The organism is Microseira sp. BLCC-F43 (assembly GCF_041929235.1).
In the GTDB taxonomy this organism is placed as follows: Bacteria; Cyanobacteriota; Cyanobacteriia; order Cyanobacteriales; family Aerosakkonemataceae; genus Microseira.
Genome location: NZ_JBHFNP010000041.1, coordinates 56,428 through 70,923 on the forward strand (window position 1 = coordinate 56,428; position 14,496 = coordinate 70,923).

Sequence of the window (14,496 nt, forward strand, 5' to 3'; positions counted from 1 at the left end):
CTCTGCTGAGAGGGGGGAAAATAACTGGCGTAAGTTCTGTTTTTAATCTGCCTGCAACCTTCCAGGACAATCGCTTAACGTCTAGTTTTTTCCACAATTTTTTTATTATCTGGCTCTAAAATTTTTCCAAAAAGCCTTTATAATTGATCTGCTTTTACAAGAAAAGGTAATAAATATGCAAGCAAATTTTCCTTTTTTTGACTTAACTCCCGAAGTTGACAATTTTACCATTACTTCAGGGCTACTAAGCACGCTGCCGGGTGGGTTACGGGGTTTGGCAGGAAACGATACAATAACGGGTTCATCGGACGGAGATTTGGTATTGGGCGGTGCTGGCAACGACAGTCTTTTAGGTGCTGCGGGTAACGATAGCCTATTTGGTGGTGAAGGGAACGATAACATTTTTGGACAAGCTAACAATGACATCCTCAACGGTATGCAAGCAGATGATTTTATCAATGGCGGAGATGGAGATGACTTGCTCCGGGGTGGCAAAGGTGATGACTATTTAATTGGTGGAAATGGTAACGATACTTTAATTGGCGATAGGGGTGTCAATATAAATTTTGGCGGCGCAGGTAGTGATGTGTTTGTATTCAGACAGGATCTGCTTTTGGGCAATACAAGCGATTCAATTAACTTAACTGTCCCACAGCTGATTCTCGACTTCGATCCATCGAGTGACTTTATTGGACTTAGCGGAGGACTGTCAGCGAACCAACTTACATTTAGTACACAGACAGTACCTTCCACTCAAGTTTATAACCTTTTTGTCGGTTCGGGTCGGGGAACAAGGTTCATCAACGAGGGTCTAATTACACCTACATCTTTCGATCGTGATGGGAATGGTTCGACAGACGTTACCTTGATTAGCGTCGGTGCAAATGGACCTTATGTGGCTAGCATTATTGATGCAACGCAAGAGCAAATTGCCAGTCGTTTTATTACAGTGAATATCTAGGGAAAACCTCTCCCCCCAACCCCCCTCTCTGTTCTATAAGCGGCATGAGAAACCCGGTTTTTTGAAAAAACCGGGTTTCTGGCAAAATTGTGGTGGAAAGGGTGTTGATCAAAAAACCGCATCAAAAATTTTGCCTACCCACGATGCTGTTTTAGATTATACAATAAAGCGCTCCCGACGACCCGCTGGGCGGGGAAGTTTTAATGGTAGATTTAGTTACTCTCGATCCAAATCGAGCCAGAGAGGCAGAAACTGTCTCAACAGCAACGAAGTCAGAAAGACAGGATGGTGAATTAGTAGAAGCAACCGGCTGGATAATGAATGAAAAAGGCTGCCGTTGTTCTCGTTGCATCTACATCCCCAAACCTGGATTTGATGCAATCAAGAAAATCGCCTTTTTGTCAATAGAAATTTTCCCTAAGGGGATGCAGTTTCCCGGTGATTCTAATGAAAGTTCTATCCAACTTACTCGACCCGATCGAATCTTACCTACAAAGATCTGTAGCCCCGATAGCCAATAAAATAGATAGGGATTCAGACACTTTATTTCAAGCGCTCCAAGGTCTAGGTGAATTGGGTGTCCTGACACTGAGAATTCCGACCGAGTGGGGTGGTGCCGGAGCGAATGAAGAAACCTTTCAATCTTTCCAAGAATTAGTTGCCCGATATTCGGGTGCTTTAGCTTTCTTGCAAACGCAACACCAAAGTGCTGCCGGTACGATCTTTGAAGGTCGAAACTCCTCGCTGATGCAAGCATATCTTCCCCGCATGAGTAACGGTGAGGTTTTGCTAGGCATTGGTTTTTCTCAACTGCGACGGGAAGGCGACCCAGTTATTTTAGCCGTTCCCGTAGATGGCGGTTATTTGCTCAACGGATTTGTGCCTTGGGTGACGGGATGGGGTTTATTTCAAGAGTTTATTGTTGCCGCTAGTTTACCCGATGGGCGGGCTGTTTTTGGTATCGTACCGCTGGTGGAAACTTATCAAGAAACAGGCGGTAATATTGCCTTTAGTCAGCCGATGGAACTGGCGGCGATGACATCAACGAATACGGTAACTGCTACGCTGAAAAATTGGTTTTTAACTGACGATCGCATCGTTTCTATCAAACCTCCGGGTTGGATACATGAAAATGATAAAAAAAACGTCTTGCGCTCGACTTTTTTAGCAATGGGATGCGCGAGATCCGGACTTGATATTCTAGAAAACACTTTACAAGATAAATCCCTGCCGTTTATTCGTAAAGCTTTTGACTCTCTCACCCAGGAACTTTCTCGCTGTCGAACTGCTATTAAAGCAGCCGAAAAAAATCCCAGCTTTACTTTAGATGAAAAACTCCAACTTCGCGCCCAAGCAATTGATTTAGCGGCTCGTTGCGCCCATGCAGCAGTGACCGTTTCTAGCGGTGCAGCTAATTATATTAACCACCCGGCACAACGAGTTTATCGAGAAGCTTTGGTTTTTACTGTCACGGGTCAAACAACCGCAGTAATGGAGGCGACATTAAAACAATTAACTCAGAAGAATCCAGAGGCAGAGCCTCCCTACTATCGCTCCCAGGCTCAGCCTGGGAGCGAGTTGACTCGTACCCAAGCTCAACCTGAGAGCGAGTTGAGCGAGTTGACTCGTACCCAGGCTCAGCCTGAGAGCGAGTTGACTCGTACCCAGGCTCAGCCTGGGTACGAGATTAGGGAGGCTCTGCCTCCGCCTGGTGAAAAAAGCATTACTTACTCAAAAGTTATCGATTTAAGTCATATCATTGACCCCGATATTCCTCAATGGCCTGGTGACCCAAAAGTCGAATTTGAAACTATCGCAGAAATAGAAAAAGATGGCTATTATCTGCGGCGGTTTTCCCTTGGAGAACATAGTGCAACTCATATGAATGCACCCAATAGTTTTCACGCTTGGGGTATTGGAATTGATGCCTATTCTGCTGAGTCGTTAATTGTTCCGGCGGTAGTCATCGATATCCGCGCAAAAACTATGGTTGATTCCGATTATGAGTTAGCGATCGCTGATATCCTATCCTGGGAACAACAACACGGTCAAATTCCGGCGGGGAGCGTGGTGCTATTATATACAGGCTGGCAAGAAAAGTGGTCTGACAGTCAAGCTTTTTTAAACCAAGATGCTGATGGAAACCTTCATTTTCCAGGGTTTAGCAGCGAGGCGACGCAATTTTTGCTGCGAGCGCGTCAAATAGCCGGTGTTGGAATCGATACACACGGCGTAGATGCGGGTTTGAATGCAACGTTTGCCACAAACCGCCAGGTACTAGAAAAACCCCGCATTGTATTGGAAAATTTGACTAATTTAGATCAACTGCCACCAAAAGGCACTACTTTGGTAATTGGTGTCTTGCGTCTTAAAGGTGGTTCGGGTTCTGCCGCTGCTGTACTCGCCTTTGTTAGAAACAATCAGGACTGAAGTCCTTACTACGAACGAATGCGCTCAATTATCCTCAGCTTTATCATTCTGCTGTTAGTAGTGAGGACTTTAGTCCTCAATCCTGCTTTTGCACTTGCTACGAGTCGGATCGGCGATACTAATGTTATTTATCAACAGCGAGTTAAGCATAGTACTGATGGCATTGGCAAGTTCTACATGAATCGAGAAATTGCTAAAGTCATGGGACACCAGGTAGCGGGGTGGTTAGAAAGACCGACGCGAGGGTTTGAAGAACGCCCCAGACTTGTCGTCGAAGCGCTGAATTTACAGCCGACGGATATAGTAGCAGATATCGGTGCAGGAACGGGTTATTTTAGCTTTCGCATTGCGCCAAAAGTCCCCCAAGGAAAGGTACTCGCCGTCGATATTCAACCGGAAATGCTCGATATTCTGGACTCGTTAAAACAACAGAAAAATCTTACCAATGTTGAATCAATTTTAGGCAGCTTTACTTCTCCCAATCTCCCACCGGATACGATTGACCTGGCATTCATGGTGGATGCTTACCACGAATTTGAATATCCGTTTGAGATGATGTCAGAGGTAGTCAAGGCGCTGAAACCAGGCGGACGAGTTATTTTAGTCGAATATCGGGGTGAAAATCCTTTTATTCCGATTAAAGCGCTGCATAAAATGACTCAAAGGCAAGTAAAAAAAGAAATGTCAGCAGTAGGTTTAGTTTGGAAAGAAACCCAAGAATTTTTACCTCAGCAGCATTTCATGGGATTTGAGAAAAAGCTAATGGGTAATGGCTAATGGCTAATGGCTAATAGTCAAAAGACTCACCTTAGACAATTAGCAATTAGCAATTAGCAATTAGCCATTAGCTATTAATCAAGCCAAACCTAGAACTTTTCGCAGCAACATTTGATCTTCAAATTTGGCAGATAAGCGCCCTTTTTCTAAGTCCCGAACCCAACTTTGGCTTTTGCCTGTGAGTTTGGCTAATTCTCGCTGACTGATGCCCTGGTTTTTTCGGGCTGCCATAATTTGTTCGGCTAAAAGAACTGAGCGTTCTTTTGACTTGGTTTTTTTGCAGGTAGCGGTTCGTTTCTTTTTCTCGCCCTCTCCTGCGTATTCCCAGTCTGGCGGAATTTCAAACCAGGAAATACGGGCATTCATTAACAAATTCCACTTGCCGCGAGGTCCCGCATCGGTGATGCGCGTGTCGTTATTGGCATCGTTAATCCAGAAGTCTAAGGCGTCGTCGCCATCCTCTGGAATGTCGCCTAATTTTGCCCAGAGTGGTTGTATTTCTGGGGGGTAAGTAACCGGATCGAATACGGGTTTTAAGCCGTGGTTATGGAGACATTCTAAATCGCTTTCAAACGCCCGCAATAACCGCTTGCGTTCTTCCCGTTTTTGCGAGGCTAAGGCGACTTTTTCTTCGCCATAGGCTATTCGCATTAAAGTTGGCACGGTGATGCGCTGCTCTTTGCCCATTTTGGTTTTAAATAGCAACCACAACATCATGCGGGCGGCTCCTTCATGTTGCTGCCAGATGCTCATGACGTTGGTTAAAAGCGATTTGGGCAAGACGCCATACTGATAAAAAGCGGTTTGCTCTTTACACGCTTGTTTGTTCAAGAAATACTGCGCCCAAATACCAGCCCGAACTTTGAAAGTTAAGCCGATTAGATGTTTGCACCCCAGTTCATCGGCTTGGAAGTGGTATTGAATTTCTACTAGGTGCCACAGGTGATTTGGTGAGGTTGAGAATCCGTTGATTTTACCTTGTTGGGGCCAATCAATTGCACCTGTAATTAGGCAAGGTTGTTCGGCTAGTTCTCGGATTAGAGATAGTTTGAAGGATTTGCTTAAGTCCTTGCGTTTCTCCAAACCCAGATATTCCTCGATTTGACGATCGCTAATCAAAAATTCCTGTTCCCACGGCTTTTCCAGCGCGGTAGCGTGGGCAGCATAGATCAGGTGCATACAAGCTGCCCTGATATCCAGCGATTCTATCTCTAACACGGCTTTTTCGCCGCTGAGGGGGGGCGTATCGTTGGCGATGCTATCGGTAATTCGGTATGCAATCGCTCCTCGACCTCCATTAACTTCCCGCTCATAATATGGCGCCCCCACTTCATCCACCTTCCAAGGTAGCGATTGTCGCTGTGCCAAAAGGTTACAAAGTTCCCATATCACCATCGCCGACGCAAAGGGATTATTTTTCCCATTGGCAAATAAGTTGGGACTTGTTATTGGTCTGGCATCGGCTTTATATCGACCCTTTTTTGGCTCCGATGGCACCGGACATTCAATTGGACAAAACGCCAAACATTGCGGTTCTGGATAATAACCCTCGCAGTTGTTACAAAGACTAGGGTCTATCCAATATTCTTCGCCGCCTTCCACTTTGATTGCACCCGTAGGACAATGGGTACGGCAGCTATCACAACCTAAACAGCAGCCAGGTATTTTGTAAGCCATACTCCAAACTTCTTTCCTTGCTAATTGGTATTTTGCAAGCTTGTTTCCTGTCTCCCTCCGATTTGCTTACCTTAAAAGGTAAGCTTCTGCACGGCTAAAATTTTAGTTTTTGCCCTGCAGCTCCATGCCTTCCTTGTAAAACCCTGACATCGTTGTTAGGGTTGGTCTAGGTTTTTCACCTAGACGATTATTGAGAATTTTTCTAAAATTACTAAAGCATTCCTATCTTTTCTGTTCACAATAATCTATTTAATACTATTTTTATTGATTTTATTTCTGTTCACTACGAGCATCTTTACATAACTTTAATTTGGCGTAATAAATATTCTCTCAATCTTTTTAATTTTTTAATATTTCCGCTCCAGCTTTATACGAAGTATAATTTTTGGTTGATAAAATAAAAATTAAAAATTGAAATCGGGAAGATTTGGGTTAGTTTTGCTCTAAAATGCCAATCATGTCTTCGTTTGATGCTAGTGCGATCGCTTCTATTCACTTCCTCCAGCGCCAAGCGGCGTCCCTGTTGCTGTACCAGTCGGTTCTCTTCGGGGAAGTCGGTGGCAGCTTTCTGGATTTATTGCAAGCACTACGGCATCGCGATCCCCAGGGATTGAGTTATCTTCAAGCTTACGGTCGTTGGTTTAGAGCTGCTTCGGCGGTGCGTCAAAGCTGGCAAGATTATCTGATAATGCAAATTCTTCTCAATGATAATCCTTTTACCCAACAAGTCCAGCAAACGGAATTAGAGAATTTACCACCCGCTTTAGTCGCCGCAGCACAGCAGGATCTGCAAGCGTTGCAAAGTCTCTACGAATGCAGCGGCACTCAACTGAGTCATTGGGTACAGGAAGCATCCGGATTGCCTTTAGCACCCGTCGCCTGGTATCAGGAACAAGATGAGACAACCACCCCATCCCAGGAGGCAACAAAGGTTATCAACTCGCTGCAACAATTGGAAAATTGGGCAGATGGGTTGGAAGATTTAGCAGCTTATTACCGACAGTGCGGCACGGGTTTATTTGCCAAGTATCGCGCGTTGCGCTGGGTGTCGGGACAGTTGGTAGGCATCGGGCACCCGGATCCGGTACAGTTAACCGAGTTATTCGCTTACGAGTCCCAGCGAGATGCGCTGTTGAAAAATACCGAATTTTTACTCGCAGGATATCCCGCTTTGCACGTATTGCTTTATGGGAGTCGCGGGTCGGGGAAATCTTCCTTGGTGAAAGGGTTGTTGAATAAGTATAGATCTGGCAATCTCCGGTTAATCGAAGTTGCCAAATCAGACTTGAAAGATTTACCGCAAATTGTGGACTCGTTGCGCGGCGTTCCCCAGAAATTTATGATTTTTGTCGATGACCTTAGTTTTGAAGAAGATGACGATGGGTTTAAAGCTTTAAAAGTGGTTTTAGAAGGCAGCGTCACCGCGCGTCCGCCAAATGTGGTGGTGTATGCAACTTCTAACAGGCGGCATTTGATTCGCGAGTTTTTTGACGATCGACCCCGCCCTAGCGATCGCGAAGAAATCCACGCCTGGGATACAATGCAGGAGAAACTTTCCTTTAGCGATCGCTTCGGTTTAACCCTCACCTTTGAACCGGCAGATCAAAATGCCTATTTAACCATTGTCCGCAATTTAGCCGCTCAAGCGGGAATTAATCTCAGGCAAGAAGATTTAGACGCCCGTGCCTTGCAGTGGGCAACCCGCCATAACGGTCGTTCTGGCAGAACAGCACGACAATTTGTTGATTTTCTTAAAGCTGAGTTGGCACTTACCGAGCGGTAATTTGTAGGAATTGCTAAAATAAAAAATAATAGGCTAAATATCCGGAATTGGACAGTGCAAAGACGAAGTATAATATAGAGTCTAAATCAATCAAGACTCGATCTCAATCATAATATTCAGCAAGGCCATTTAGAGCGCTAAGAGAATTCATTAGATTTGCCCTTATACAGATGCTTGCAGCCGTACCTCATACGGGGAAAGTTTGTGCAGCATCAGCATTAATACCCTACACAAACGAAGGCTGTTGGCTGTAGCTAAAGCTTCTTGAAATCCGCTATAAAATTGCCTCCCCTGAGCTGGTTAGAGTAAGCATAAGGAGGTTAGCAACATGAAAACCAGAATTTTATCCCTGATCGCGCTACTGCTTTCAGTCGGAATAGCTGCTCCTGCAATAGCTCAAATTCCAAACAGTTCCTTTGGTTCATTACAAAAGCATCATCCAGATTTTTTTGAGCAAGGACGGCAGCAGTTTGAAATAGAAATTCGTCGGATTGAGCAACAACCCAAAGATTGCGATCCGATCTTAATCATCCGCGATATAGCGCCGATGCCACCGGATTTCAATCCTTTTGTTACAGAAAATCTCAGCAACTCACCGAATCAAACTGCTAGAACAGATCGAGAGCAAGTGCCTGCAAATATGGAGCCAAATATAGTAGATGCCAAATGATTGAATTACAGCCACTAGGCGAAAGTTTGTGTAGGGGCAGCAAAAATGGCAGCCGCTACACAAACTTTCGCCGTACATCTAAGTGTAATATTGAGAAGATTGTTACAAAAAAAGGAAACGACAATGGGCTTGTTTGATAAAATCAGCGGCGGTCGCAGGTCAACCCAAACAACCTTGGGACCTGCCGAAGCATTTGCAGCGATCGCATTAGTTGCCGTAGCCGCAGACGGTTACATGACCGATTCGGAAGCGCGAGTTATTAGCACCAGTTTATCTCGAATGCAGCTGTTCAGGAGCTATCCGGACGACGTGATGCGAAAAATGATCGATCGACTGTTGAGTATTCTGCAACGGGATGGTGTTGATGTGCTATTTAATGCTGCGATCGCTACACTTCCAGACGATTTAAAAGAAACAGCTTTTGCCGTAGCAACTGATATCATTTTATCTGATGGTGAAGTTACCGATGAGGAAGAAAATCTTTTGAACGACCTGCATCACCTTTTAGAAATACCAGAAGAAACAGCCATCAAAATTATCGATGTGATGCTGATAAAAAACAAAGGTTAGAAGTTTTCTGGTGAGAGCGATCGCATAGGGTGGGCATTCCCCACCTTTTATCCATAATACCATCAAATGCCATTCACTTATACTCGAACTATCCGCTTTCAAGATACCGATGCAGCTGGTGTGGTTTACTTCGCTAACGTGCTAGCCATGTGTCACGAAGCTTATGAAGAATCCCTCGCTGCATCGGGGATTAATCTTAAATTGTTTTTCAGCAATCAAGAAGTTGCTATTCCGATTGTTCACGCTAGTGTAGATTTTTTTCGCCCTATGTTTTGCGGCGATCATATAACAATTTACTTAACTTCAAAAGTATTAACGCGGGAGAAATTTGCAACTGCTTATCAAATTGTTATGGCAGAGTCAGATCAGTTAGTTGCCAAAGCGATTTCCAGACACGTTTGTATCGATCCTATAGGCAGAACTAGAAAACAAATACCGGCAGAAATGATGCAATGGTTGCACCAGTGGGGAGAAACAGAGGATTGAGAGGATGTTTGAAAAGTATTCGCTCCCCCAGCGCCAGCTTAAAAACGGGTATTTAGGGGGAGCGAAACGCCAAGTAATGTAATATAAACTACTTTTCATCCCCGAGCTGAAATTGAATTTATGTATTAAAAAATACAAGGTTTTATCAATACCAAAAACTCTGTTTAATATCGCATCGGAAACCTATAAAAATCTATCTTTAGACGGATATAAATAATCTATCTATAGCTAGGTTTATAAAAATTCATTTTTAATAATAATCAAGTAGTCATTGCGAATGTCTTGGCAGGTGAATTGGGTATAGGATAAGGGAAAAATTTTGAGCGTCGGCTTAAATTGTCAATTTAGGCAGGCAAAATGTCAAAGCAAAACATAGATTTGCAGAGGGATAAACCATGCATCTACTTGTGAATATTGCCCTATTGGTAATCGCTCTTGGAATCGGAGTTCCGATTGCGGTTCTTTTGATCGAATGCGGTGCAGCATTGTTGCCCGATGGAGGTGAAAAATGGGATGTTGGCGGGGATCGTCCTCGTGTTGCTGTATTGATTCCAGCCCACAATGAAGCAGCAGACATTCGTGAAACCCTCTTGACAATAATGCCACAGCTAACAGAGCTAGACCGGGTGGTAGTGATAGCGGATAATTGCACTGATGAAACAGCTGCGATCGCCCGTGCATCTGGTGCGAAGGTAATCGAACGAATTAATCCCGATTTGCGGGGAAAAGGGTACGCCCTAGATTATGGTCTGCGCTTCATCAAATTAGATCCACCCGATGTAGTTGTAGTAATCGATGCCGACTGTATCGTTCATACTGGCACAATCGATCGGATTGTCCGACAAGCAATGGCTTTAAAACGACCTGTCCAAGCAACCTATCTGATGAAACAAAAAGACAATCCGGGATTGAAAGATTCGATCTCGATGTTAGCAATCAAGGTGAAGAATTTAGTCCGTTTTCGGGGTTTACAGCGACTGGGATGCCCGGTATTGTTAACAGGATCGGGTATGGCTTTTCCCTGGTCGGCGATTTCCAAAGTCTGTTTAGCTGGTGGTAAAACTGCTGATGATATGCAGTTATCTGTGGATTTAAGTATCGCTGGATATCCCCCAGCATTTGCCCAGGAGGCTGAAATAACCGGGCGTCTGATGAAACAGGAAGCTGCCAAAAGTCAAAGGACGCGATGGGAACACGGTCATTTAGAAATGATACTCACACAAGTTCCTTTGTTGCTAAAAGAATCTGTGCGCCAGAGACGTTTTGATTTGTTAGCGATCGCACTAGACTTGTGCATACCTCCACTTTCCCTGTTAGTCGTAATCTGGACGGCTGCTATCGGGGTAGCATTATTAGCAGGGGTATTAGGAGCATCATGGATTCCAACTAATTTCTTAGCAATAGAAGGTCTTCTGATTTTCGTTTCCATTGTGGGGAGTTGGGCTAAGTTCGGGTACGACGAATTACCAGCACTAACGCTTTTAGCTGTACCTTTTTACATTCTTTGGAAAATTCCACTTTATCTAGCTTTTCTGATTCAGCGTCAGACAACTTGGAGTCGAACCGAGCGAGATATCGTTGATCCTCCAGAAATTGGACTCGACGAACTTTTAACCCGTGGAATTCAAAGGTGACTTATTAGCTAACACAAGTTGCTAATTGCTAATTGCTAATTGCTAATTGCGATCTCTACGAGTCATTAGCGATTGAGATAATTAGCAACTTGCGTTAGCTATTAGCCCCATTGACAGTTTTTTTAGTTTTTCCCGGTTCACCTTTCCTTGTGCATTGCGCGGTAAACTTTCAACCGGAAACCAATATTTAGGTCGCTTGAATTTACACAATTTATGCTCAAGCGCTGTTTTTAAAATATCACTTGAAACTTTGGGATTTTTGGGAATGTAAATCGCTGTTACCACTTGACCCCAATGGCGATCTGGTAATCCAATTACGCAAACATCTATAACCAAGTTAGTCGATTGAATCGCTGCTTCTACTTCAGATGGAAATACATTTTCACCGCCGGTAATAATTTTATTACTGTTGCGTCCGATAATATGTAAATAACCTTTTTCGTCAAAATATCCTAAGTCATCTGGTTGAAAAGTTGTTTTGATTTGGTTTTCTTCTGGATAATATCCTAAAAATAAAGACTGAGATTTAATCGCAATATTTCCTGTATTTCTTGGAGCTAATATTTCGCCTTTAGCGCTGCAAATTGTTACCGTTACATGGGGTAAAACTTGTCCGCAGCTATTATTACCCTTGAGAAAATCATCGGGTTTTAGCGTCACAATTTGCGAGGCGGTTTCTGTCATGCCGTAGGTAGGTGCTAACCGAATGCGGTAGTTTCTTGCGGTTTCCAGAAGTTCCGCCCAAGCGGGTGCGCCTCCTAATAATACTGTTTCAAATTGAGCTAACCAATTATATTTGTATTGCAGCAGGCGTTGGAGTTGGGTTGGAACGAGGGAAATAAAATATTCGGCTGGGTTGATATCGGTTGTATTGCCGAATTCTAGCGCTTTAAATGGTAAAATAACTAAACGCCCGCCTGTGGTGAAGGAGCGCATAAATTGCATTAAACCGCTGACGTGATAAAGCGGCAAAACGCAAAAAGAATTGACTTGTTTTACATCAAAATACTGCTTAAACCCGCTGACAGATGCGATTAAAGTTTCCCAGGTATGAATGGCAAATCGAATCTGGCCCGACGATCCTCCTGTGGGAATCATAATTGGGGGATTGGTAATGGGTAATGGGTAATTGGTAATTGGTAATGAACGCCCAAATAATTTGCTCTGTGCTTGTGCTTCTTGTCCTAAAATTAGGTCTGGTTGGACTAATTCAAAGACTTGTTGCCATTCGGATTCTACCCAATCGGGGTTACAGAGAAATACTGGACAATTGGCAGCAGTGGCGGCGAGGAATCCGGCTAGAAATTTGCTCTGGTTGCGTTCAGCTAAAATAATTTTGGGCGGCGTGTCGCGATGGCATTTCTCTTTTAAGTGCAAATATAATTCAACAGCTTGTTGGGTAAATTCCCGGCTGTCATAACCGATCAACCAATCTTCATTCCCACGCTGTTTTAAATCAATTAAGAGTTGTTCCATAATTGCCAAATCCAAGTTGCTTCATCTTCGGCAAAGAAGTGGTTGACGCCAAAACCAATCGCCCGATGGGGGTGAGAAAGAAGCGCGGCAAGTTGCAATGCTGCTTGTCTGCCTATTGCAGTTTCAAATACAGAAGAGAATACCGCATCGATATTGTATTTTTGGCAAAACTGACGCAAGCGAGAAGGGGAACCAGCGATGCCAGGTTTAATGACAAAAATACCCCGCCACCCCAATCGATAACAAGCTTGCATTTGGTCGATAGTTGCTACGGATTCATCTAAAGCGATCGCACTACAATACCGAGTACTTAAATCCAGCATGGCGCTGACTTGATTATCCGGCAAAGGTTGTTCTAAAAATTCGATTCCAGGAATGCGATCGCACTCTTGTAACCATTCATTTGCTTGCTGCCAATTTAACCCTCCATTGGCATCTAATCGCAGTTTGGCCGATTTTGGTAATGCCCCAACAAGTTGGTGAAAAATCTTCAATTCCTCTTGAATTGGAGAAACACCAATTTTCCATTTAAACGTGCGGTATCCTTGATTCCAGAGAATTTCCCATTGCTGTAACGCCGCTTCCCCAGCTGGTAATAAACCGCTGTAGGCGATTTTAGAGTTTAGATTGGGGATTTTAGATGGAAAATCGGCATCTTTTTCTGGGGCAGGCGAGACGCCTACCCCACAAGGCGCCCGACAAGAAGCCTGCCCCACAAGCCATATGCTTTGTCTTGTGGGGTGGGCATCTTGCCCGCCCGATCTGCCTATTGTGGGGTGGGCATCTTGCCCGCCCCTATCGAAAATAGCTGCCAAAGCAGATTCAAAGCCAAACTGACAGGCGGGTAAAGTATCTGGGAGGGAAAAAATTGTTTCTGCTGTAATTTCCCCTGGTAATTGGCGGCAAAACTCCAAAGCTTGTTCTAAAGTTTCTGATCCAAACCAGGGAATGGGGGCAATTTCACCCCAGCCAATTTTCCCCGTATCGTCAGTCAGGCGAAGGATAATACCTTCGCGGGTATCCCAGGTGCCGTGATTTGTGGTCAGACTGCGGGCAAACTTCCGCCGATAAGGACGAAACTGGAACTGATAACCCATTAGATGCCTGCAAGTACAAACCCCAACCCCAACATTAAACCACTCCAGAAATGCACCGCTACCGCGATAAATTTGCAGTTGCTGACTTTTTCTGGTCGATCGTGATATTGGTTGACGTGGCGCAATAGCCCGATCGTAAAGGGTAAGCTGACGAATACCAGCAGCGTCCACATTGGGAACATTCCCAACGCTACAAATAAGGCAGTTAGGACATAAATGCTGCCACCAAACCAACGCAAGACTTGGGCACCCCTGGCGGTGCCGAGTCGGACGATGGGGGAAAGCTTCCCTGCCGCTAAGTCATCCTCGACTTGGTGGAAATGGGAGCAAAACAATATTAAGCTAGTCGCGATTCCCACGATAACCGAAGCTGCTAAACTCGTCATTGACCAGGTTTGAGCTTGGCTGTAGTAAGCTGCCCCTACGCCTAATGGTCCAAAGGCAATTAAGCAGATAATTTCCCCCAAACCCTGGTAACCTAAACGAAAGGGTGGCCCTTGGTAGCTGTAGCCTAAAGCACAGCACAAGATTACCAACCCGATTACTGTTAAGTCTTGTTGCAAGTAGGCTATCGCTACTATTCCCAAGATCCCGATTGCTAAAAACAGATTCGCCAACCTGAAAATTAAAGATTTGTTTCCTGTCAAATTAACGATGGAATGGGCTTTATTTTGATCGATGCCCGTTTCCGAATCAAATACATCGTTACTGAGATTTAGCCATGCAATAATCAAAATTGCCGAGAACAGAAAGATAGAAAATATCCCTGGATGAAGCATCTTTGTCTCGGCGATCGCGACGGCAGTCCCCACCCAAATGGGGATAATCGCAACGCTGTACATGGGTGGCTTAATTGCTGCCATCCACAACTTACTGTTGTCTTGAGCAATTACCTTGGTAGTCATCAGACTTTATTAATTTGATTTGTAGAATCT

General features: G+C 44.4%; 13 protein-coding genes. 9 read left to right on the forward strand and 4 right to left on the reverse strand.

What is annotated here, in order from left to right; translation table 11 throughout:
* Positions 1 to 175: 175 nt before the first annotated feature.
* The 4 genes from ACE1CM_RS07565 to ACE1CM_RS07580 all read left to right on the forward strand — a co-directional run bounded on the left by ACE1CM_RS07565 (position 176) and on the right by ACE1CM_RS07580 (position 4,168).
* Positions 176 to 961: a calcium-binding protein gene (locus ACE1CM_RS07565; protein ID WP_374876793.1), complete on the forward strand. Its 786-nt coding sequence runs from the start codon at positions 176 to 178 to the stop codon at positions 959 to 961.
* A gap of 203 nt (positions 962 to 1,164) precedes the next feature.
* Complete coding sequence (locus ACE1CM_RS07570; protein WP_374876794.1) at positions 1,165 to 1,482, forward strand: hypothetical protein; 318 nt, start codon at positions 1,165 to 1,167, stop codon at positions 1,480 to 1,482.
* Positions 1,409 to 3,391, forward strand: coding sequence for a cyclase family protein (locus ACE1CM_RS07575; RefSeq protein WP_374876795.1), 1,983 nt, complete (start codon positions 1,409 to 1,411; stop codon positions 3,389 to 3,391). The genes ACE1CM_RS07570 and ACE1CM_RS07575 overlap by 74 nt, the downstream gene beginning before the upstream one ends.
* Positions 3,392 to 3,409: 18 nt before the next feature.
* On the forward strand, positions 3,410 to 4,168 hold the full coding sequence (locus ACE1CM_RS07580) for a class I SAM-dependent methyltransferase (RefSeq protein WP_374876796.1): 759 nt from the start codon (positions 3,410 to 3,412) through the stop codon (positions 4,166 to 4,168).
* Positions 4,169 to 4,246: 78 nt separating this feature from the next.
* Here ACE1CM_RS07580 and ACE1CM_RS07585 read toward each other — a convergent pair whose 3' ends face one another.
* Positions 4,247 to 5,845, reverse strand: coding sequence for a helix-turn-helix domain-containing protein (locus tag ACE1CM_RS07585; RefSeq protein WP_374876797.1), 1,599 nt, complete (start codon positions 5,843 to 5,845; stop codon positions 4,247 to 4,249).
* Between the two features lie 457 nt (positions 5,846 to 6,302).
* On the opposite strand from ACE1CM_RS07585, the gene ACE1CM_RS07590 reads away from it, so the two are divergent.
* From ACE1CM_RS07590 to ACE1CM_RS07610, 5 genes are all read left to right on the forward strand, one after another.
* Positions 6,303 to 7,628, forward strand: a complete 1,326-nt coding sequence (locus tag ACE1CM_RS07590; RefSeq protein WP_374876798.1) for an ATP-binding protein — start codon at positions 6,303 to 6,305, stop codon at positions 7,626 to 7,628.
* A gap of 328 nt (positions 7,629 to 7,956) precedes the next feature.
* Positions 7,957 to 8,298: a hypothetical protein gene (locus tag ACE1CM_RS07595; protein ID WP_374876799.1), complete on the forward strand. Its 342-nt coding sequence runs from the start codon at positions 7,957 to 7,959 to the stop codon at positions 8,296 to 8,298.
* A gap of 123 nt (positions 8,299 to 8,421) precedes the next feature.
* Positions 8,422 to 8,868 carry a tellurite resistance TerB family protein gene (locus ACE1CM_RS07600; RefSeq protein ID WP_226591530.1) on the forward strand — a complete coding sequence of 149 codons (447 nt, stop codon included), beginning with the start codon at positions 8,422 to 8,424 and terminating at the stop codon, positions 8,866 to 8,868.
* A 66-nt stretch (positions 8,869 to 8,934) separates the two neighbouring features.
* Positions 8,935 to 9,354 carry an acyl-CoA thioesterase gene (locus ACE1CM_RS07605; RefSeq protein WP_374876800.1) on the forward strand — a complete coding sequence of 140 codons (420 nt, stop codon included), beginning with the start codon at positions 8,935 to 8,937 and terminating at the stop codon, positions 9,352 to 9,354.
* Between the two features lie 395 nt (positions 9,355 to 9,749).
* Positions 9,750 to 10,988 carry a glycosyltransferase family 2 protein gene (locus tag ACE1CM_RS07610; RefSeq protein ID WP_374876801.1) on the forward strand — a complete coding sequence of 413 codons (1,239 nt, stop codon included), beginning with the start codon at positions 9,750 to 9,752 and terminating at the stop codon, positions 10,986 to 10,988.
* A gap of 81 nt (positions 10,989 to 11,069) precedes the next feature.
* On the opposite strand, the gene ACE1CM_RS07615 is transcribed toward ACE1CM_RS07610, so the two are convergent.
* The 3 genes from ACE1CM_RS07615 to menA are packed head-to-tail and all read right to left on the reverse strand — an operon-like array spanning position 11,070 to position 14,466.
* Positions 11,070 to 12,464, reverse strand: a complete 1,395-nt coding sequence (locus tag ACE1CM_RS07615) for a 2-succinylbenzoate--CoA ligase (protein WP_374876802.1) — start codon at positions 12,462 to 12,464, stop codon at positions 11,070 to 11,072.
* The gene (locus tag ACE1CM_RS07620; protein ID WP_374876803.1) at positions 12,449 to 13,561 is read right to left on the reverse strand and encodes an o-succinylbenzoate synthase; all 1,113 of its coding nucleotides are present in this window, start codon (positions 13,559 to 13,561) and stop codon (positions 12,449 to 12,451) included. Before ACE1CM_RS07620 ends, ACE1CM_RS07615 begins: the two co-directional genes overlap by 16 nt.
* Entirely contained in the window at positions 13,561 to 14,466 is a 906-nt protein-coding gene (gene menA / locus ACE1CM_RS07625; RefSeq protein ID WP_374876804.1) for a 2-carboxy-1,4-naphthoquinone phytyltransferase, read from the reverse strand. Before menA ends, ACE1CM_RS07620 begins: the two co-directional genes overlap by 1 nt.
* Positions 14,467 to 14,496: the final 30 nt, after the last annotated feature.